Source organism: Paenibacillus sp. EKM212P (genome assembly GCF_011066115.1).
Classification (GTDB): domain Bacteria; phylum Bacillota; class Bacilli; order Paenibacillales; family Paenibacillaceae; genus Paenibacillus; species Paenibacillus polymyxa_B.
Genome location: NZ_JAAMNR010000003.1, coordinates 535270 through 555023, shown reverse-complemented (window position 1 = coordinate 555023; position 19754 = coordinate 535270). Strand labels below are relative to the sequence as shown.

At 44.0% G+C, this 19754-nt stretch carries 21 protein-coding genes; 10 read left to right on the top strand and 11 right to left on the bottom strand.

What is annotated here, in order from left to right:
• Positions 1-9 precede the first annotated feature (9 nt).
• The 3 genes from G9G54_RS11710 to G9G54_RS11700 form a co-directional block, all read right to left on the bottom strand.
• Complete coding sequence (locus G9G54_RS11710; protein WP_165178172.1) at positions 10-750, bottom strand: SDR family oxidoreductase; 741 nt, start codon at positions 748-750, stop codon at positions 10-12.
• Between the two features lie 30 nt (positions 751-780).
• Entirely contained in the window at positions 781-1359 is a 579-nt protein-coding gene (locus G9G54_RS11705) for a TetR/AcrR family transcriptional regulator (protein ID WP_061829804.1), read from the bottom strand.
• Positions 1360-1491: 132 nt separating this feature from the next.
• Positions 1492-2037 (bottom strand): glutathione peroxidase, encoded by a 546-nt coding sequence (locus G9G54_RS11700; RefSeq protein WP_165178170.1) that lies wholly within the window; start codon positions 2035-2037, stop codon positions 1492-1494.
• Between the two features lie 228 nt (positions 2038-2265).
• On the opposite strand from G9G54_RS11700, the gene G9G54_RS11695 reads away from it, so the two are divergent.
• Positions 2266-3045 (top strand): YheC/YheD family protein, encoded by a 780-nt coding sequence (locus G9G54_RS11695; protein WP_165178168.1) that lies wholly within the window; start codon positions 2266-2268, stop codon positions 3043-3045.
• A gap of 115 nt (positions 3046-3160) precedes the next feature.
• On the opposite strand, the gene G9G54_RS11690 is transcribed toward G9G54_RS11695, so the two are convergent.
• The gene (locus tag G9G54_RS11690) at positions 3161-3871 is read right to left on the bottom strand and encodes an SDR family oxidoreductase (protein ID WP_165178166.1); all 711 of its coding nucleotides are present in this window, start codon (positions 3869-3871) and stop codon (positions 3161-3163) included.
• Positions 3872-4033: 162 nt separating this feature from the next.
• On the opposite strand from G9G54_RS11690, the gene G9G54_RS11685 reads away from it, so the two are divergent.
• A complete protein-coding gene (locus G9G54_RS11685) occupies positions 4034-4384 on the top strand; it encodes a winged helix-turn-helix transcriptional regulator (protein ID WP_069290696.1) in 351 nt (116 codons plus the stop codon).
• A gap of 161 nt (positions 4385-4545) precedes the next feature.
• On the top strand, positions 4546-5034 hold the full coding sequence (locus G9G54_RS11680; RefSeq protein ID WP_165178164.1) for a hypothetical protein: 489 nt from the start codon (positions 4546-4548) through the stop codon (positions 5032-5034).
• Between the two features lie 87 nt (positions 5035-5121).
• On the opposite strand, the gene G9G54_RS11675 is transcribed toward G9G54_RS11680, so the two are convergent.
• Positions 5122-5862 (bottom strand): SDR family NAD(P)-dependent oxidoreductase, encoded by a 741-nt coding sequence (locus G9G54_RS11675; protein ID WP_165178162.1) that lies wholly within the window; start codon positions 5860-5862, stop codon positions 5122-5124.
• A gap of 157 nt (positions 5863-6019) precedes the next feature.
• Between G9G54_RS11675 and G9G54_RS11670 the strand changes: the two genes are divergently transcribed.
• Positions 6020-6916 (top strand): LysR family transcriptional regulator, encoded by an 897-nt coding sequence (locus G9G54_RS11670; RefSeq protein ID WP_165178160.1) that lies wholly within the window; start codon positions 6020-6022, stop codon positions 6914-6916.
• Positions 6917-7018: 102 nt separating this feature from the next.
• Here G9G54_RS11670 and G9G54_RS11665 read toward each other — a convergent pair whose 3' ends face one another.
• The gene (locus G9G54_RS11665; protein ID WP_165178345.1) at positions 7019-7888 is read right to left on the bottom strand and encodes an AraC family transcriptional regulator; all 870 of its coding nucleotides are present in this window, start codon (positions 7886-7888) and stop codon (positions 7019-7021) included.
• 316 nt (positions 7889-8204) lie between these two features.
• On the opposite strand from G9G54_RS11665, the gene rlmN reads away from it, so the two are divergent.
• From rlmN to G9G54_RS11650, 3 genes are all read left to right on the top strand, one after another.
• Positions 8205-9302: a 23S rRNA (adenine(2503)-C(2))-methyltransferase RlmN gene (gene rlmN / locus G9G54_RS11660; protein WP_165178158.1), complete on the top strand. Its 1098-nt coding sequence runs from the start codon at positions 8205-8207 to the stop codon at positions 9300-9302.
• A 143-nt stretch (positions 9303-9445) separates the two neighbouring features.
• Positions 9446-10147: a dihydroorotate dehydrogenase electron transfer subunit gene (locus G9G54_RS11655; protein WP_061829811.1), complete on the top strand. Its 702-nt coding sequence runs from the start codon at positions 9446-9448 to the stop codon at positions 10145-10147.
• Complete coding sequence (locus G9G54_RS11650) at positions 10128-11060, top strand: dihydroorotate dehydrogenase (protein ID WP_165178156.1); 933 nt, start codon at positions 10128-10130, stop codon at positions 11058-11060. The genes G9G54_RS11655 and G9G54_RS11650 overlap by 20 nt, the downstream gene beginning before the upstream one ends.
• Before the next feature lie 652 nt (positions 11061-11712).
• Here G9G54_RS11650 and G9G54_RS11645 read toward each other — a convergent pair.
• From G9G54_RS11645 to G9G54_RS11635, 3 genes are all read right to left on the bottom strand, one after another.
• A complete protein-coding gene (locus G9G54_RS11645) occupies positions 11713-12456 on the bottom strand; it encodes an SDR family oxidoreductase (protein WP_165178154.1) in 744 nt (247 codons plus the stop codon).
• 284 nt (positions 12457-12740) lie between these two features.
• Positions 12741-13118: a MerR family transcriptional regulator gene (locus tag G9G54_RS11640; RefSeq protein WP_165178152.1), complete on the bottom strand. Its 378-nt coding sequence runs from the start codon at positions 13116-13118 to the stop codon at positions 12741-12743.
• Positions 13119-13473: 355 nt separating this feature from the next.
• A complete protein-coding gene (locus tag G9G54_RS11635; protein ID WP_165178150.1) occupies positions 13474-13656 on the bottom strand; it encodes a DUF2524 domain-containing protein in 183 nt (60 codons plus the stop codon).
• 287 nt (positions 13657-13943) lie between these two features.
• On the opposite strand from G9G54_RS11635, the gene G9G54_RS11630 reads away from it, so the two are divergent.
• Complete coding sequence (locus tag G9G54_RS11630) at positions 13944-15530, top strand: ATP-binding protein (RefSeq protein ID WP_238807978.1); 1587 nt, start codon at positions 13944-13946, stop codon at positions 15528-15530.
• Positions 15527-16264, top strand: a complete 738-nt coding sequence (locus G9G54_RS11625; RefSeq protein WP_165178146.1) for a response regulator — start codon at positions 15527-15529, stop codon at positions 16262-16264. Before G9G54_RS11630 ends, G9G54_RS11625 begins: the two co-directional genes overlap by 4 nt.
• 50 nt (positions 16265-16314) lie before the next feature.
• Here G9G54_RS11625 and G9G54_RS11620 read toward each other — a convergent pair whose 3' ends face one another.
• Positions 16315-17334 carry a 2-hydroxyacid dehydrogenase gene (locus tag G9G54_RS11620; RefSeq protein WP_075154953.1) on the bottom strand — a complete coding sequence of 340 codons (1020 nt, stop codon included), beginning with the start codon at positions 17332-17334 and terminating at the stop codon, positions 16315-16317.
• A 17-nt stretch (positions 17335-17351) separates the two neighbouring features.
• Positions 17352-18407 (bottom strand): AEC family transporter, encoded by a 1056-nt coding sequence (locus G9G54_RS11615; protein WP_165178144.1) that lies wholly within the window; start codon positions 18405-18407, stop codon positions 17352-17354.
• A gap of 334 nt (positions 18408-18741) precedes the next feature.
• On the opposite strand from G9G54_RS11615, the gene mmuM reads away from it, so the two are divergent.
• The gene (mmuM, locus tag G9G54_RS11610) at positions 18742-19689 is read left to right on the top strand and encodes a homocysteine S-methyltransferase (protein WP_165178142.1); all 948 of its coding nucleotides are present in this window, start codon (positions 18742-18744) and stop codon (positions 19687-19689) included.
• Positions 19690-19754: the final 65 nt, after the last annotated feature.

Genomic DNA, 19754 nt, shown 5'->3' with positions numbered 1-19754 from the left:
TTCCAGCTTTTAGATGAACCCGCCATTGACGCGGATCGTCTGCCCGGTAACCCACTGTGATTTGGCGCTGACCAGGAACTCAATCACATCAGCGATATCTTCCGGTTCGCCGAGCCGACCCATAGCATTCATTTTTTTCATGCCTTCGATTTGCTGCTCGGTTTTTCCTGCTTGGAAAAGCTCGGTGTTCACAGGACCGGGGGCCACGGCGTTGATCGTAATTTGCTTGCTTCCGAACTCCTTGGCTAGCTGACGTGTAAATTGCTCCACTGCGCCCTTGGTACCTGCGTATACGCTATATGCCGGGAACATTTGTCCGATTACGGATGTGGACAGGTTCACAATTCTTCCGTAGTCCTCCATATATTTCATGGCTTGCTGACAGGCAAAGAAAGTGCCCTTTACATTCAGTGCGAATTGTTTGTCAAAATCAGCTTCGGTTACCTCAGCCAGAGGTTGGGTGATCATCAGCCCAGCGTTGTTAACCAGAATATCCACTTTACCAAATTCAGCAATCGTATTTGTAAATAATGCTTCAATATCACTCATTTTTCCCAGATCAGCGTGAAGTGCTATGGCTTTGCCGCCTTTTTGGATAATGCTCTCCACGACTTCTTGGGCTTTGTCCGGACTGCTGGCATAATTGATGACTACATTAGCGCCTAGATCAGCCAGTTGCTCGGCAATGGCACGTCCAATCCCTCTGGAGGACCCGGTGATAATTGCTGTTTTTCCGTCCAAATGCTTCATATGTGTTCAGCCCTGCTTTCCATATCTATTTTAAGTGATTCCTTTTTCTAAAAGCGTCCACACATCCGAAAACTCCTGATTAATCACAGGGCTCTTCCATTCGTAAGCATGAGCGGGATGATGAAAACGGGCTGTGGCATAGAAAAGGGTACGCGCCAGTTGGGCTGGCTGATCTGATATGATGTCCCCGCGTGCAATGATATCAGCGAGATGATCCACAATGTGGGCGATATGCTGGTCGATTAAATCAGCGGCTTGCTCGGTGACCCTCGTATACATCTCGAACATTTCCTCGTCGTCGCGAGCATAATACTGTTTGAGTTCAACCAAGGTCTGTATATATCGTTTTAAATGTGGCGTTCCCAGTATAGATGAATTCTGACAGACCTCCGTTAACGGGCCAATAATCTTTTCATTCAGCCATTTCTCGGTCACGCCTTCAAGAAGCTCGGCCTTACTTTTAAAGTGTCGGTAAATGGTGCCATGACTTACTCCCAATACTTTGGCAACATCGGTTACGGAGGTTTTGGCTACACCAAAACGCCTAAGTGTGTCTTCAGTAGCAATGAGAATCTGTTCCTTGGTTAGCACATCTGAGGATTTTTCCATAGGGACACGGTCAAGTGCCGTGTGAGTCACCTCCTTGAAGTCAGGATAACACAAAGAGTATCAAATGACAAATATTCATTTTTGTCATTTGATACTCTTTTTTTTAAGAATCCAAAGAAGTGAACAGAAAAACTACAATAGCGATTCGATCACAGGATCAATGGCGCAGGGCTCCGTTGTTACTTCAAACCTTCCTTTTACCTGGCCATCGCGATCGACCAAGAATTTAGAAAAATTCCACTTGATACCGTCGCCAGCGTATATTTCTGGATATTTATCCCGCAGAAAATCCTCCATCCATTGACCGTCTTTGGTCTGGGTATCGAAGCCTTGAAACGGTGCCTGTTGGGTCAGATATTGAAATAAAGGATGAGGAGATGAGCCTCTTACATCCGTCTTCTCAAAGAGCGGGAAGGTTACTCCATGGTTAATTTGACAGAATCCCTGAACCTCCGAATGGCTGCCCGGCTCTTTTTCATTGAATTGGTTACAAGGAAACGCAAGGATTTCAAAACCTTGTTCCCTCCGTCCTTCGTAGAGCCTCTGCAGATCAGCGAATTGACTGGAGAAGCTACACTTGCTGGCTGTGTTTACAATGAGGAGAACCTTTCCTCTGTAGTCTGAGAATTCAATCGGTTCCCCGTTAATTGAGGTTGCTTGAAAATCATAAATAGACATGTTAACGTTCCTCCTCACGTTATTATTTAATACATCATATATCCAGAATTATTATTGGTCTAATATATTATTGGGATCAACTTTATAGGTATTTACAATAACTTCGTCATGCAGAACACATTGTCCATCTCTCTCTTGAAATCAAAGAAGGCTCGCCTTAAAGAAAGTAGGAGATTTGCCTCTTTCATAGCAAACTGTGGCATTCGCCGTTACCAAGATAGAATATAGATGCATATTCATGTAATGTGTGCAAAAACCCAACAGAATCGAGGGATATTCGTGCCCATTGGAAAGATGATTCAATACAAGGAAATGCAACAACATCCCATTTTACGTTCTCACTTGCCCGAAACCCGCTGGATCAGTAATGCAAGGATTTTACGGATGCTGGATTCCTATCGCACAGTCTTTATCAAGCCTAATTATGGGAGTGGAGGAACTGGCATCATACGTGCGAAAAAGCTGGGGAGGAAATATGAGGTTCGTTGTGGCTCCAGTCGCAGAGTCGTTAGATCCCACGCCGTAAGAAGAGCAGTTAGAACCTATCGGAGACCTCATCGTCGTTATTTGGTACAGCAAGGACTTAAGTTAGCCAAGTACAAAGGTTCCATTTTTGATGCCAGAGTGTATATGCAGAAGCCGGAATCGGAATGGGTCATTTCAGGAATAACCGGTCGTGTCGCTGCACCTCGAAAAGTCGTTACCAACTATCGGAAGGGAGGACATGCGGCGCCGTTGTCCAAAGTGCTTTTAAGGGTCTTTAAAAATGACAGAATAAAAATGAAAGAGATTCTGGACCAGATCATCGAGCTTTCTAGAATCATTGCCGACACGATAGATAAAAATCATCCGGTTCGCGAGCTGGGTATCGATCTTGCTATTGAAAAGAGCGGTCAAATCTGGATTATCGAGGCTAATCCGCATCCCGGACATATGTTGTTCAGGCAGCTCCCCAATCACAAGATGATTCGCAACATTTTGAGAAACAAACGTCGTATTCATCATTAGGATAAAGTTTTTGAAATCATTCATTGATAAGAAAAGGAGGAGAACGCCCAAGCAAAGGTGCGGGAGCGTTCTCCGTTTTTTTTGTTAAATGACTGACGGATTTAAGACGAAGCTTTTATGTTAAAATATGTCCGCCATCCACATGAAGGACGGTTCCGGTCACAAACTGATTTTGAATCAAATAAAGTACACCTTGTGCAACATCCTCCGCAAGTCCAACTCGCTTTACAGGAAGCTTATGCGCGACCGTATCATAGAATTGATTACGCGTATTTTCAGGCATTTTGCTGCGGGAAGGTGTATCAATAATGCCGGGTGAGACGACATTCACGCGGATGGGAGCAAGTTCTAACGCCAAGGTTTGACCAAGATTCGAAACCGCTGCATTCACAGCACCGAGCGCAGAGGAGCCAATCATCGGCTTGTATGCCACCACTCCTGAAAATAAAGTAATGGAACCCTTGGTTGAGAGTTGGGAAGCCCCGTATTTAGCTGCATAATATTGGCCCCAAAATTTGTTTTCGAATAGCTTGCGGGCTTGATCCGTCTCCAACTGAAGGAATGACCCGCCTGATGTTTCTGCGGCGCTAACGATAAGATGATCATAGGGACCGACTTTTTCGAAGAAAGATTTTACCTGCTGCTCATCTGACGTGTCCAGCACATATATTGCAGCACGAGGGCCCAGCATTTCTTTGGCCTTGTGCAATTTATCCTCCGAGCGGCTGGCGATTACCACTTCCGCTCCAAGCGAAATGACTTGCTTAGCTGTTTCTAAACCGATACCTGAGCTTCCACCAATAATGACAATCTTTTTGTTTTGCAAATGGATTACCTCCTAGTATTAGAGAAAACATGACTTGCTACAGCGATATTGTATATGTAGTAAGTTTATTTAGGGAAGTAGTGATATTTAATTCATATAGTTTCCAAAAAGGAACTATTGTGATACCATTGGTTTTAACAGATGATTTTTGGAGGAGTTCCCATGCACGCCCAAGAACCTATTGAATTGACCAAAGGAATACCAGGCAAGCCGTGCCCTATTGCCCAAACACTTGATTTGATCGGAACGAAATGGACTTTTCTAATCATCCGTGATCTGCTTATCGAAGGAACACTGAGATTCAGCCAACTTCAGAAATCCATGAAGGGGATTAGTCCCAAAACGCTTTCCCTACGCCTGAAGGAACTTGAAGATAACGGCCTGTTAGAAAGAAAGGTATATGCCGAGGTTCCACCGCGAGTTGAATATTCGTTAACGGAAAAAGGGAAGCGACTGGAAAGTGTTTTTATTGAGCTGAAGAGATTTGGCTTAGATTTAGAAGCAGATCATTGAGGGATATGACTGCAACATTCCGAGGTATCGTTGAGCTGAACGATGCCTATTTCTTATATATATAAAGGGAAGCGCTTACTATAAAGTTCACAGAAAGTTCACTTATGTGGAGGTTTCGACTATTTATATAATTACCAAGGTACACAGAAGGGATGATGGAATTGCCAACAACGAAGAAAGAAAATTTTTATTTTGGTTTAATGATGTGCTTGGGGATGGTCGTATTCATGACATTTTATAATCTATATACAAATGACTTGATTGGCACAATATCTCTAAAAGTAATGTTTCTTCAATTTATTTTATGTTTTATCATTGCTTTCGTATTGGAATTATTTATTGTCGGTCCACTAGCAAAGAAAATAGCCTTCTCATTACCATACGACAAATCTAAAAAGGTATTTGTGATTCTGTCCCTTTCATGCTGTATGGTCATTGGAATGGTTCTTTGTATGTCACTTTATGGATTGGGGACAGCTTACTTTTTTAATGGTCTTTCGGGAGATTCATTATTTAAAAATTACTTATCTTTAGTTTTTAAGAATTTTATTTTTGCTTTCCCTCTGCAGCTCTTAATTGTAGGGCCGCTTGTTCGGTATTTATTTGCTAAATTCGTGAAAGGTACACGAATTGCGGTATCTATAAGCTAAAACATAGTCAACGACGTTATACGATAGCTCAAAAGCCGCCTTCTGTCTGAGAAGGCGGCTTGTTTTTACCCAGAAGTCTCAGTATCTTTACAGTGTTTGTCCGCTGTCCACCGTAATAATCTGGCCTGTCATGGCTTCCTGTTCCAAAGCAGAGCAGATCATGCTGGCAATGTCCTCGGGCGTAGAAATGCGCTGTAGGAGTAAATGAGGAAACAGCTGCTTCATTTGTTCTTCCCGGCCTGACCACCATCTTGTCGCTACGGCTCCCGGCACGATGCAATTGACGCGAATATCCGGTGCCAGTGCTCGTGCTAAAGATTTGGTCAGCCCGTGGACGGCCGCTTTGGATACCGCATAGGGAAGAGAGGAACCTAGCCCTGTTTGTCCTGCTATACTTCCAAGATTGACGATAGCCCCTTGTTTACTACGCTTCATAAAAGGAGCTACGGCTCTGGCACAGTAAAACATGCCTTTTACATTTACATCAAATAGATCATCCCATACCTCTTCCGTGGCTGACTCCAGATCATCCATAGGAATGTGATGTGTAATGCTAGCGTTATTCACGAGTATATCAATCGTACCGAATTGCTGGACAATCTGGTCAACCATAGTTCGAACTTCCTGATCTCGGGAAACATCTGCCTGTAATGCGATAGCACGTCCGCCCTTTTCAAGGATCATACGTACAGTTTCCTCAGCATCGTTTTTAGAGCGGGAATAGTTTACGACTACTGTAGCTTTTCGATCTGCCAAGGCCATGCATGCGGCTCTCCCAATTCCTGTACCTCCACCTGTAACCAGTGCTACTTTTTGATGTAAATCCATAGATATTCGCTCCTTCTCCAACCAGTTCATTTTGCGTCTGAAAATAATATGATCTGATATGTATCATTGTAGAGGAGGTATTGTGTTCTGTATAATTGAATTAACTGAATTTATGATTCAATAAAATTGAATTAATTGTGCATATAGGAGACTGAGAATGGACATTAAAACACTCAAAACATTTCAAATGATTGTGAATTACGGGAGTTTTATGCGTGCAGCGGAAGAGTTGAATTATGCACAGTCTACCGTGACGATGCAAATACAGAAGCTGGAGTCCGATATGGGAATTCAACTGATCGAACGGGGCAAGAAAATAAAGTTAACTGAAGCGGGCAGGATGTTTTACGAGCAAAGTCTACATATCGTAAAGGATATGGAGCAATTGTATGAAAATATGGACAATCTGCAAAGAGGGACTACAGGTAACATTCGTATAGGAGTGACCGAACCGACTGCCAGTTATCGACTACCAGAAATTTTAAAACGCTTCTTAACCCATTATCCGAATATTCGGGTTTCTGTTGAGTTTGGGAATACCCCTACCTTAAGCGAGCGTATTCTCAAGGGAGATATTGACTTAGCGCTGTGTTCCACACCGGATGTGGGCACAGAGCTATATTTTGAACCTTTATTTAAGGAGAATTTTGTAGTTTTAATGCCTGAAAATCACCCGCTTGCGGAAAAAGAAAACATTGGGCCAGAGGATTTACAGGGGCATCAGTTGCTTATTACATCGGCCACCTGTCCATATCGTCGCAAACTTGAAATGGTCATGAAGGAATATGGAATAACCACGCTAGACACGATGGAAATTGGCAGCATGACGGCTCTGAAATTTTATGTGGAAAGCGATTTGGGTATTGCCCTTGTGCCACAAATTCTGGTCAGTCCTATTCCGGCAGGAGTAGCGGTGAGGGAATTAAGCGGCAGCCTGATCGATATGACTTTCGGCCTTCTTTGCAAAGCAACAGACTATCCGCTAAGGCTGGCAAGCTCAAGGCTATATTCTGTGTTGAAGGAGGAGCTTGGGGAATGGTCCTCGGTGCATTGAGCTAGAGTAGCGAGTATGCAGGGAATTGTGTTTTCTGTCACCTTATGATGTAAATGCAGTACGGTATAAAACCGACTGCGATACGCAGTCGGTTCGGTTTGTTTACTTTTTCTTAATCGGAATCCAAACTTCACTTCGGTAGTCTTCAGCATGTGAATCTCCCATAGTATACACTTCCAGTTCCGGGCCGCCTGAATGCTCATAATTACTGGCAGGGAACCATTCCTGAAAAATTCTTTGCCATACCTTTTGGATCGAGTGAGGCATAGGGCCGATGGATGTAAACACTGCCCAGGTTGAAGCCGGAATGGTTCTGGATTCCAGCCCATTCGCGGTCGCTACGTCTTCGCTGCCTTCTGCGGCGATTAAGTAACTAAACGTCTCCTCCCCATGTTTCATGTCCAAGCATATACCGAGTATATCGTCGCCTGTCCCCAAGGCATGAATCCGATCCGATGTACCATCCGCATTCAGTTCGTTCCAGAATTTTGGGATTTCTCGAAGATTATCGCCGTTCTTAGTGGTGACTTGAATGGACTTGCCAATGACCGTAAAGGCCGTTTTCTCTACAATTTTGTAATCCATTTCCTGATCTCCCTTCAACGATAGATGGAAGGTGATGCGTGGAAAGGCTTTCAGGTTTACCCCAGGGCTTCTGGCCTCAGAGGGAGAAATACCGTGTACCTTACGGAACGCTTTAGAAAAAGATTCGGGGGAATCATATCCGTATTTGAACGCTACATCCAGCACCTTGGCGGAAGAAAGACTCAATTCCTGAGCAGCCAAGGTCAATCGACGTTTGCGCACATATTCTGCTACCGTGACGCCGGTTAGCATATGAAACATACGCTGAAAATGGAAAGGAGACGAATAGGCTGCCGTTGCAATTTCATCGATATCGAGTGGCTGCTGCATTCTCTCTTCCATCAGATCGAGTGCGTTCTTGATCCGAAGCAACCATTCCAACCGTATCACCTTCCTTAGCTGTAATCATATCATTAGGAGTATCTGTAATCCTGTCTTTGCGTGCTCTAGTTGAACAGGTTCTGTCGCCTAGTTTAATGTGGCTTGTACTTGGTTTCAAGACATAATTTCACAATGAAATTTTGGAGAAACAATGTGCCTGCCCCCTTGTGTTCATAATTAAAATTTGGGACAATGAAAGAGGCGTTTAAATAGCGCAGATTGCTTAAACATGCTATGATGCAATGATGGTTGAGACGAATGGTGCGTGCTTAGTTTTATATAGAGGAAGACGAATTTGAATGTTTTGAAAAGAGGATCGAACATGAAAAAAGAATCCATTTATGGATTAACGCTAGATCAATTGACAGCATGGCTCATCGAGCATGGACATAAGAAATCCCGGGCATTGCAGGTGTGGGACGCATTGTACCGGAAGCGGGTTACTGATTTTGCAGCGATGGCAGAGGTTCATGAGAATTGTACCCGCCTGTTGGCAGAGCACTTTTCCATTGAAACACTTGAAGAACACGTGAAGCAACAGTCAGCAGACGGGACGGTCAAGTTCTTGTTCCGGCTTCAGGATGGTAATTTGATTGAGACGGTATTGATGCGGCATAAGTTTGGCTTATCCGTATGTGTGACTACGCAGGTAGGATGTAACATTGGGTGCAGCTTCTGTGCGAGCGGATTGTTGAAGAAGAGCCGTGACCTGTCCAGCGGTGAAATTGTAGAGCAAATTATGAAGGTCCAGCTGTATCTGGATCAGGAACGTCCGGGGGACCAAGTCAGTCATGTTGTTGTAATGGGAATTGGCGAACCGTTTGATAACTTCGTGAACCTGTCCGATTTCATTCGGGTCATTAAGGATCACAAAGGGCTGGCGATTGGGCCGCGGCATATTACCGTTTCCACAAGTGGACTTGCTGATAAAATCATTGAATTTGCAGATTCCGACCTGCATGTCAATCTGGCGATCTCCCTCCACGCTCCGAATAATGAGATTCGTACTCGCATTATGAAGATCAACCGTGCGATTCCGATTGAGAAACTCATGCAGGCGATTGATTATTATTTGGACAAAACAAATCGTCGGATTACGCTGGAGTACATCTTGCTGAAGGATGTTAATGACGGTAAGGAGCATGCGCTCGAACTGGCTGAGCTGGTGGGCCATCGTCGTAATCTGGCCAATGTAAACCTGATTCCGTACAATCCGGTGGATGAGCATAGCCAATACCAGCGGAGTGAGTCGGAGTCGATTACGGGCTTCTATGATGTGCTGAAAAAACAAGGCATTAGCTGTAGTGTTCGGCTGGAGCATGGAGTCGATATTGACGCAGCCTGCGGACAGCTACGTAGCAAGCAAATTCGCAAGGATGCCAAGGGTAGCCGCAATGCGGAGCGCGAAGCCATTAGTTAAATAAATACACAAGCGTACTCTCTAACAGGAGTACGCTTTTTTATATCACGAGTCGTAGGGCGAAACGTTGCCCTAAAATGTGAAAATAGTCACGTAATAGTTGCTGCTTTTACGTTATAGTGAGTGGTTAGTGGAGGGGTTATATGGCTAACGTAATTTCAAATGTGGCGCTCGTTCCGGGCATCTATGTGATGAAAATAGAGGGAAAGTTTAAAGGGAACATGGGGCAGTTTTACATGCTGCGCAGTGGGACAGGTTATCCACTGCTGCCCAGACCCATCAGCATTTATGATATCGGGGAAGAGAGTATTTCCTTTTTGTATCGGGTTGTTGGAGAGGGGACAAATTTGTTTTCCCAATTACAGCCTGGTCAGGAGATTCAGTTAGAAGGACCTTTCGGAAACGGTTTTCCGCAGGTAGAGGGTAGTTTGGCTTTAATCGGCGGTGGCATGGGTACAGCTCCGTTGCTGTTGGCTGCAAAGTATTACCCGCATGCGCATGTTTATCTGGGGTTTGCACAGCAAGCCTTCGGGGTTGAAGCGTTCGAAGCTGTGGCGGCATCTGTACAGGTCAAGGTAGGGGGAAGCATCGTCGAACAGATCGATCCGACGCTCTATGCAAATATGTTCTCCTGCGGGCCAACTCCGATGTTGCAAGCACTCGCCATGAAAACGGTGGATACGTCGTCCCGTTTATATATTTCAACTGAAAGACACATGGCCTGTGGTATTGGCGCATGTTTGGGCTGTACGATGCGTACCCGTGGAGGCAATCGGAGGGTATGTAAAGAAGGACCTGTATTCCCGGTGGAGGAGGTGGAGTTCGATGATCTCCATGGCGTGTAATATTGCGGGTGTACCGTTCAAGAACCCGATCATCATGGCTTCCGGTACGTTTGGATTCGGACGTGAGTATGCAGAATTTTATTCTCCTGAATTATTGGGCGGTATCGTCGGCAAGGGACTAACCCTGCATCCGAAGGCTGGTAATACGGGATCACGAATACATGAGACAGCATCCGGCATGCTCAATAGTGTAGGGCTGGAGAATCCGGGGGTTGCCGCCTTTTTGAAGGATGAACTGGATGACATGACTCACTGGAACACGGCTGTTATTGCCAACGTGGGCGGCTCCAATCTGGAGGAATATGTTCAGGCCGTAGCGATGATTACGGAAAACGCACAAAAACGACGCACGATGAACCGCAGAGGCGTTGATATGCTGGAATTGAACATTTCATGTCCCAATGTGAAGCAGGGGGGAATGCAATTTGGTATCCGGACGGAGGTAGCGCGGGAGGTTGTGCGTCAGGTGCGCAATGTGACGGCGCTTCCGTTGGTCGTCAAGCTGTCTCCAAACGCAGAGAACATCACGCAGATGGCGGTTATGTGCGAGGAAGAAGGCGCAGACGGAGTTTCGCTGATCAATACATTTTCTGCGATGAAAATAGATATACGCCGGCGTCGCAGTGTCTTCGCCAACACGTATGCTGGTCTTTCCGGCCCGGCAATTAAGCCAATTGCCTTGCGCATGGTTCACCAGGTGGCGCAGGCGGTGTCGATTCCGGTGATCGGGATGGGCGGGATTAGCTCGGTAGAGGATATTATTGAATTCACCATGGCAGGGGCCGCTGCCATTCAGGTGGGAACGTACAATTTTGTTCATTTACATGCAGGGGCTGAGCTGGTACATGGCCTTGAACAATGGATGCAGCTGGAAAAGGTGCAGTCATTGGATGAGATACGAGGAATTTTGTAATTTGGTATCTGCTTATGCATAAACAAAAGCATACAAAACTGGTATTATCCCCTTTAAGTAGACAAGAGAAAAGAGACATCTGGTAAGATAGATGGATTTAATCTTGTTGAACGGAGGGGTTTCTTCATGGACAAAAAAGACAAGCCTTTCGCCAGTACTCTGAGATTTTAGAAGCAAATCGTCGCTTGGCGTCCTTCACAACGAAACAATCTTCCTCGTTAACGAAACACTAGACACACTAAGTAAGGATGTAAATCTGGAGAGGGAAAAGCTCGGAATCCTCGAATGCCATTCCAGGTGAGGAAACTGTCTGGACAATGCCTGCACAGATAAGCAAACCTGAAACCTTAGCCGAGGCAGAACAACAGGTATATGAATATATCTCATTGTATAACCAAAGTGGATTCCAGGAAAATGAACAACCGTTCCCCGGTTGAATACCGAGAAACGGATGCTGCTTCAAAGTGTCTTTTAGCCCTGTTACTTTACAGGAATATGACCTAATAGCGACTTTCAACGGTACCATGTTCTTGTCCTCGACAAGTGTCGGGACAACATCAGTACAAACTGGCCTTCCTCAGAGGAATTACTTGTAATTTCTCTATCTTTTTTAGAGGAGAAGATTGGAACCGCTGCGGCTGTAGCGACAGCTTTATAAGCTTTGAGACGTGGGGCGGACAATCAGTTCGTTAATCGTTACGTTAGTCGGCTGCTGGATCGCAAACAGTATGGTTCTCGCAATGTCGCTAGGGTCAAGTTGACTCCATTCCTGGCTGCCCAATTTCTCCAATGCCGGATAAATCGAGTTGTCGGTGATGGTATCGTACAGCTCGGTCTCCACCGCGCCAGGGGAGATGAGAGTCGTCCGAATATTTTGCATGGGTCCTAATTCGGTTCGCATACCTTCTGTTAAAATCCGTACGGCATGCTTAGTCGCACTATAAATAGAGCTTGAAGGGAAGATGATATGTCCCGCAATGGACGAGAAATTAATGATATGTCCCTCATTACGTTCTTCCATATGTTTGTACACTGCCGCCATCCCATAGAGGACGCCCTTAATGTTCACATCGATCATTCTCTCCCATTCGTCAACTTTCAAATTTTTGAAGAACGAAAGTGGCATTATCCCAGCATTATTGATCAAAATGTCGATTTGTCCATAGACTTTAATGGTTTCATCTACCAATGCTTCCACGTCGGCAAACGAGGTGACGTCAGTCACCTTGTAGCTGGCTTCACCTCCAGCGTTACGGATTTCTTCTTGAAGTTGCTGTAATCGGTTTTCCCGGCGAGCAGCAAGCATGACTTTAATGTTGTGTTGAGCGAGAAGTTTAGCCGTTGCCGCTCCCATTCCGCTGCTTGCACCTGTGATGATTGCTACTTTTGTATTCATGTGTACTTCCCCTTTGTTCTTATATTAGCCAGTAATCGTTGGCTTGATTCCAGGTTATCAATTAGAGTTTAATATAAGTCAAGCTTCAATGATTTAATAATTCGCACAGGCAAAATCCCCACAAATCCGTGGTTTTTTAGATAATGAAGAATAATAAATAGGAAAAAACGGAAAACAACTACATGAAATATATTAGAGTTTACTCTAATATATGCGCTAAAAAAGACGCGTTCTCCATCCGGGGAACGCGCTCCACTTAGAGTGAAATGTTGCAAAAAGACGATCTAGGGCAGCATCTTGGTCAATCCTTTTTCCTGCATGTCATATAATGCCAGCTTGTAATTGATTTGCTCCAAATATTTAATAGTTTCCGAGAGGTCCTTCTCCACTTTTTCCTTGTGCATAAGCATCATTTGTTTACGTATTTTAAGCGTGTTCTCGCCTTTTTGGTATAAATCTACATATTTCCTGATCTCGGCAAGTGGCATGCCCGTCGCCCGCAGCGCCAACACAAAATTCAACCAGTCCATACTCTCTTCGTCATACAATCGATTGCCACTCGAATCGCGCTTGACGCATGGTAGAATTCCTTCCCGTTCATAAAACCGAAGAGTATATGGGGTAATTCCAGTTTTCTCCGAAATTTCTTTAATCGTGGACATCACTTTCTCCTCCAGTCATCAAAGTAAACTCTAACCTTTATCCTTCATTCATTTCCATATTACTGGCATTAATAGCTGATTATTAAGGGGATACCCTAGTCTAATGGTGGATTTAACAAGCTTTTAACTTAGAGTTTACTGTATGGATTAAGATGTATTCAATACATTATTTACAGAAAGAAGATATTGTTTATGTCAGATCAATTTTAAACTGGACACTTGATGACGATCTTGCAGTTTACTGTTTAACCAGGAGCGATTCCTGAAAAAATTAACGACCTTTTCTCGGCAGAGTACCAGGAAAAGGTCGTAGCTAAAAGTTATCTTTTTTATTTAACTCAACAGCCAAACTCGACTAATGGTTAATATCGCACTTGTTCAAGATGAACGAAATTTGATTTTCCAGCCGATGAATGGCTTCCTCGGACGCCTGGTCGTTCGCACCTTGTTCCTGAAGCGCAGCGAGTTCCTGCTTGAGCTGATGAAGATCCTGCCCTGCATTGGCGCAGTTGTAGTTACTTTCGAGATTTTCGATCATCCTATATCCTCCATTCGTTAGGTATACGTCCTTATTATGGAGAGTTGATACTTCCTTATTCAGCATATTGTCTTAATTCAGATAAAGTTTACGTTGTTGTCGCTGGAATGCATAGAGCTTACGAAATAAGAAGGAAATTGTCAAACGGTGTCGAATAACAAGGGGTTATAGGGGAAGAGATAGGCTCTTTTTCCTAATGGAGAGCTTGACAAAGAAGCTGGGTGATGGGATTGCGGTTAATAGGTAAGTCGAAGCCGAGACGACAATTCAAGGTTTCGCTACAATTCATGATTATTATTTTGGTTGTTTTAGTTATTATTATTTCCTTGATTATATCCTTGCTTCTCATTCGTAATTTCGTAATTAACCAACATTTTGATAATACGAAGGAAAAACTTTCGGGTATTGCCAAGGTGGTTGCCAGTGACAACGATGTGATTCGTAATGTTGAGCGAGGAGTTCCTGTGAGACAGATCCAGGATTACTCGCTTGGAGTCATGCATAACGTTAATGTAGATTTTGTAGTCATACTGAACCACGATTTAATTCGGCTATCCCATCCTAATGCAACCATGATTGGCAAGCCGTTCTCTGATCTGAATGATGCCAGAAAGGCGCTATCCGGTCAGGGACATTTCTCTGAGAATATCGGTGTTTTGGGTCAAGGCTACCGATATTTTACGCCGATATTCAATCAACAGAATGAGGTCATTGGCATTGTATGTGTAGGACTGACCATGAGAACGCTAAATCATGATTTGATGCAGGCGCAGTATACCATTTTTGGAGGACTGATGCTGGGGCTCTTTAGTGGAGTTCTGGGGGCGATCATTCTGGCTCAGAAAATCAAAAAGATTTTATTTGGGCTTGAGCCGCAAGAGATAGCAACACGATTGCGCGAAAAAGAAATTATTGAAAATGAGGTCGCTGAAGGAATTATAGCCATTTCGGCGGACAAGAAAATTATGCTCATGAACAAAGAAGCTCAGGCCAAGTACCAACTGGCGAACCAAGAGATGAAAGCCCCGATTGGCGAGCAGCTAGATACCAACTTTTATAATGTGCTCTTCAAGAGAGTGTTTGATGATAAGAAGAAGATCAAGGATCGCTCGTTTTATGTGAATGGTATAGAAGTCATTGCGACAGTAACCCCTATACATGTTGAAAATGAGTTTTTTGGGGCAGTTGCCACACTGCGCGATCAATCCGAAATGATTCATCTTAGTAATCAGTTAAGTGGCACCAAATATTATATTAACTCTCTTCGCGGACAGACGCATGAGTTTATGAACAAAATGCACGTGATCTCCGGACTGATTGAGATGAGGAAATATGAAGAGGTCAGTCAGTATATTCAGCAGCTAAATCACCGGTATCAAAATGAAGTAGGCTTTCTAACAGAGAGAATTAAGGTTCCGGCGTTAGCAGGTTTTATTATGGGGAAAATCAACGAAGCACGCGAGCAGAATATTTCGGTGTTACTGGAAGAAAGCTCGAATGTCTCCAATGTAGAGATGCAGGACATTGTTCATGATGTTATACACATATTGGGCAATTTTTTTGATAACGCGATAGACTCCATTTTACAAAAAAAACAACCCGGCAAAATTGAATTAAAATTGAATTATGAGTGCGAGGGAAATGTGTTCATTTTGAAAGTGAAGGATAATGGGTTGGGGATTGATTCCGAAATGCAACAAAGAATATTCGAGCATGGCTTCTCAACCAAAGGAGAGGACAGGGGTTACGGCTTGAATCTGGTTAAAACCATGGTGGATAATCACCAGGGCATCATTGAAATTGACAGCCAACCTGGCCTGGGAACAAGTATCTATGTAGAGTTGCCCTGTACATTGGAGGTGACGAGTGAATGAAGGTACTCATTGTTGAGGATGATCCCATGGTTGCTGAGCTCAACCAACAGTTTATTGAGCGTATGGACAACTTGGATGTGGTAGGTAAAGCAGATACCGTCCAGAAAGCGCAGGATTATCTTCAGAAACACACACCGGATTTGGTATTGCTGGACGTGTATTTACCCGGAAAAAGCGGATTAACCTTGCTATCCCATATGCAGGAGCATCAGTACCATGCTTCGGTTATTTTAATTACGGCTGCAAAAGATATTCAGACGGTGAAGGAAGCTGTTTTTTATGGTGTTGCAGACTATTTAATTAAACCCTTTACATTCGAACGCTTTAGACTGGCTGTTGAGAAAATCCAGCGTCTAGCCACGGTGATGGAGGAAGGGAACGGAATTAATCAAGCTGTTATTGACCATTATTTTAATAAAGAAGAGCATACGGGTGTGGAAAAGAAAAAACCTGTTGAACATCCACCGCATAATCTATCGAAAAACCTGTCTAAAAATTTGTCCAAACTGACCATGACCACGATACTGAAGAGTATTCAAGAGCTGGACGGCCCCTTCTCGGTTGAAACGTTAGCTAGAGAAGTGGACTTGTCCCGTATCACGGTCAAAAAATATATTCAGTTCCTGGTGGACGATGGCTTTCTCGTTGAATCGATAGAATACCACAAGGTTGGCAGGCCGCTAATGCTCTATCAGTTGAATCCTGATATAAAAGAACCGCCATTTCCATTGTAATCTGGAAATAGCGGTTCTTTTTTTGTTCACAAGAGTACCGAGCTTCCTAATTATTTCATAGAGAGAACAGGAAGTGGGACTAGGTTATCTGAAGAATGAGTTGTAACGATATCATGGAAGTTGTCGTAGCTAGTTTCAATCATGTTGGATAACGCCGTAACGGTATTCGAGCCAGCATGAGGCGTTACCAAAACTCTTGGATACAGCTCCACAAGCTTCTGGATCGTTGGGTCCGGGAGCATTTGCCATGGTTCAAATGCTCTAAAGAATAATTCATCTTCTTTAGGGAAGACATCCGTAGCGAAGCCTTCCAGATGGTTACTGAGCAAAGCGTCCAAAATGGCTTGGTTATCTTGTAATTCTCCACGTGAGGTATTGATGAGAATAGATCCTTTTTTCATTTTTGCTAAAAAGCTGGCGTTAATCATTTTGTCGTTCTGTCCCGGCAGATAAGGAACATGCACACTAACGACATCACACTCTGCCAGTAATTCATCCAAGGTTGTGAATGGAATGACTTCCTTGGCCGCGTCAGATTGGTACACATCATAGCCGATAACAGAAGCACCTAATCCTTTAAATAATTTGGCTTCCGTCAGACCGATGCGGCCGACCCCAATAATCCCAACTTTACAATTGTGAATCTCTTTGCTGAATGTATGCTCGTCCACAATGAAATTTTTGAACGAGCTTTTGGTAGTCATATAAGCGGTGTGTCGGAACAGCATCATTGCTAAGGTTAAGGAGAGCTCGGCGATGGCATTCGGAGAGTAGGATGGCACGCGTGCCACCTTCATTCCGAATTCGCTGCAGGCATCCAAATCAATGTGGTTGATTCCGACTGTTCTGGTAAAAACATATCGAATGCCGTATTCATTGAATTTTGTGATATTTTCCCGATTGGCAGCACAGTTTCCTCTTAGCAAAACGGCATCGTGATGCTGTGCCAATTCTGCATTGCTGGTGGTTAACAACTCTTCTACCAGCGTTAGTTGAAAGTTATATTTATTGAGATCCTGGAAATAGGGTTTCTCATAAGAACGGACACCATAGCAAATGATTTTTAACATGTTGTTTTCCCCCTGATTTAGAAAATTCCAATTTTATCAATGACATTGAGCGTAACGATCCACACTGGAATCATGACGACAGAAGTAATAGTTGAGAGAAGCGATGCATTGGAGGTCAATATGGCTTCCTTATCAAAACTGATGGCATAGGCTGCGGCTACGGTAGCTGTAGGAGTTGCCATCATGATGACAATAGTAGCTAAAGCGACTGAATCGACTGACAGAATATGAGATACAGTCAACAAAGCCAGCAAGACGATGTTAACAATAGGTACAAGCCAAACCTTAACTATGCTGTAATACCAAGAGGTCTTATCAGTAGCTGCCGACTTGAAGCTGATCTCCCCTAATGTCGAGCCAATCGATAACCAGGCTAACGGAGAAGCTAGTCCAGCAAGGTAGGTCATGGGCTTGAACAGCCAGACAGCGGTTTGATCAATTCTCAGAAAGGCGAACTGCTGAATGGCCCCATCCTCTGTAGCTACTCTCATCTGTGGCAAATAACCTTGAAACAACCAAACAAACAAGCCTAGAAACGTGGCGATAACGATTGGATTCAAAAACATGGTTTTGAGATTTTTAAGCTCCATTTTCAAGCCGCTCATTTTGATATAGCCATAGGAGTATAAGAAAATGCGGTACCCTATGTTAAAAATGGAACTGTACATCACTCCGGTAGGACCGTAAATGGCTCCGACAATTGGAATTCCGAAGAAAGTCGTAGAACCGAAAATGGTTAACACCCGCAAAACATCCTGTTTATCCTTGTTGTAGCTCAGAAAGAACGGTTTAGAAATAAAGATGAGAATAATATAAATTAGAACTCCCCATATTAAAACATTCATTCCTTGTTTTAACATTGTAGGATTAATGTCCTGCATGAAAGAATTAAAGGCTAGTGCTGGTAGAGCCACGGTTAGAACAACCTTGGATAACAACTTTCCTACTGCTGCGTTAAAAATCCCCTTCTTACGGCAAAAGAAACCAAGAAGGATAATAAAAACGGTGGAAGCGATAGAACTGACAATTTTGTTATCTGTTAAGGTCGCTGTAATCATTTCTAGTAAAGACATAGATAAAACCCTCTCTTGTACCTTTTTTCACATAAATGACGATGCAGAATGTGACGATGCAATTCCCTGATCTTTTGGCCAAAGTGTTGGTTTGCACTTTTATAGTAAAATGACTTTGTGAAAAAAAGAACAATATCTAATTAATTTAACTTATGAAACTAATTTAAAAAATTTATACGTTACATCAGATGGCAAATGAAACGAGAGGGGACGTCTTCACGGAATGATTATTTCTTGGCTTTGTGAGTGCCCATCAACATCCGTGCTATAATGTAAATCATTAAACCCTACTTGATTAGTGGGTTAAATAGAAAAGACGAGCAGGAGGGGCCTCATGAATCCGATACAACATATACTGGACGAATTTCAGCTGATCGTGCTGGACGGCGCGATGGCGACCGAACTGGAGCGTCATGGACATGATCTGAACGATAGCTTATGGTCAGCTAAAATCCTCCATGAGCATCCGGAGTCGATCAAGCGTGTGCATAGAGATTATTTTGAGGCTGGGGCAGACTGTGCGATTACTGCGAGCTATCAGGCTACCGTTGAAGGCTATGTTAAACGAGGCCTAAGCGAAAATGAGGCGCTGGAGCTGATTCAATCATCGGTGCGGATTGCTGTGCAGGCACGCGATGAGTTTTGGGCTGACGTGACGGCTACTGCAAGTCAGCGGCATCGTCCCAAGCCGCTAGTCGCGGCCTCTGTAGGCCCTTACGGGGCGTTTTTGGCAGATGGATCAGAGTATCGCGGCGATTACAAACTGAGCGAGGAACAGCTAGTGGAGTTCCACAGGCCGCGTATGAAAGCTCTGATTGAGGCGGGTGCAGATATTTTAGCTTGTGAAACGATACCCTGTCTGGTTGAAGCCAAGGCCATCGCCCGATTGCTGAAGGAATTCCCTGGCACGTATGCCTGGATCAGCTTTAGCGCAAAGGATGGGCAGCATATCAGCAATGGTGAGTCTGCCGCTGCATGTGCTGAGTGGCTGAATGGGCATGAGCAAGTGGCTGCTGTAGGAATCAATTGCACTTTGCCGAAATTCGTCCCATCGCTTATTCACGAAATACGCAGCCACACGGATAAGCCTGTGGTGGTATATCCCAATCTGGGGGAGGAATATGACCCGGTCACCAAGACATGGCACGGCAGCACTTGTGCAGAGACATTCGGACAAAGTGTCCGACAATGGTATGAAGCGGGAGCTCGTCTGATTGGCGGTTGTTGCCGGACTCAGCCGCAGGATATTGAGGAAATAGCATCATGGTCGAGAGATGAATAAACGGAGATAAGCGATGGTCCAAAAAAAACAAGCAGGCTGAACCAAGTTGTGCTCCAGTAATGGAG

Excerpts from the sequence above, each read along its gene's own strand:
- G9G54_RS11710 (WP_165178172.1), bottom strand. The coding sequence starts at position 750 with ATGAAGCATTTGGACGGAAAAACAGCAATTATCACCGGGTCCTCCAGA.
- G9G54_RS11705 (WP_061829804.1), bottom strand. The coding sequence starts at position 1,359 with ATGGAAAAATCCTCAGATGTGCTAACCAAGGAACAGATTCTCATTGCT.
- G9G54_RS11700 (WP_165178170.1), bottom strand. The coding sequence starts at position 2,037 with ATGTCTATTTATGATTTTCAAGCAACCTCAATTAACGGGGAACCGATT.
- G9G54_RS11695 (WP_165178168.1), top strand. The coding sequence starts at position 2,266 with ATGCATATTCATGTAATGTGTGCAAAAACCCAACAGAATCGAGGGATA.
- G9G54_RS11685 (WP_069290696.1), top strand. The coding sequence starts at position 4,034 with ATGCACGCCCAAGAACCTATTGAATTGACCAAAGGAATACCAGGCAAG.
- G9G54_RS11675 (WP_165178162.1), bottom strand. The coding sequence starts at position 5,862 with ATGGATTTACATCAAAAAGTAGCACTGGTTACAGGTGGAGGTACAGGA.
- G9G54_RS11670 (WP_165178160.1), top strand. The coding sequence starts at position 6,020 with ATGGACATTAAAACACTCAAAACATTTCAAATGATTGTGAATTACGGG.
- rlmN (WP_165178158.1), top strand. The coding sequence starts at position 8,205 with ATGAAAAAAGAATCCATTTATGGATTAACGCTAGATCAATTGACAGCA.
- G9G54_RS11655 (WP_061829811.1), top strand. The coding sequence starts at position 9,446 with ATGGCTAACGTAATTTCAAATGTGGCGCTCGTTCCGGGCATCTATGTG.
- G9G54_RS11650 (WP_165178156.1), top strand. The coding sequence starts at position 10,128 with ATGATCTCCATGGCGTGTAATATTGCGGGTGTACCGTTCAAGAACCCG.
- G9G54_RS11645 (WP_165178154.1), bottom strand. The coding sequence starts at position 12,456 with ATGAATACAAAAGTAGCAATCATCACAGGTGCAAGCAGCGGAATGGGA.
- G9G54_RS11640 (WP_165178152.1), bottom strand. The coding sequence starts at position 13,118 with ATGTCCACGATTAAAGAAATTTCGGAGAAAACTGGAATTACCCCATAT.
- G9G54_RS11635 (WP_165178150.1), bottom strand. The coding sequence starts at position 13,656 with ATGATCGAAAATCTCGAAAGTAACTACAACTGCGCCAATGCAGGGCAG.
- G9G54_RS11630 (WP_238807978.1), top strand. The coding sequence starts at position 13,944 with ATGATTATTATTTTGGTTGTTTTAGTTATTATTATTTCCTTGATTATA.
- G9G54_RS11625 (WP_165178146.1), top strand. The coding sequence starts at position 15,527 with ATGAAGGTACTCATTGTTGAGGATGATCCCATGGTTGCTGAGCTCAAC.
- G9G54_RS11620 (WP_075154953.1), bottom strand. The coding sequence starts at position 17,334 with ATGTTAAAAATCATTTGCTATGGTGTCCGTTCTTATGAGAAACCCTAT.
- G9G54_RS11615 (WP_165178144.1), bottom strand. The coding sequence starts at position 18,407 with ATGTCTTTACTAGAAATGATTACAGCGACCTTAACAGATAACAAAATT.
- mmuM (WP_165178142.1), top strand. The coding sequence starts at position 18,742 with ATGAATCCGATACAACATATACTGGACGAATTTCAGCTGATCGTGCTG.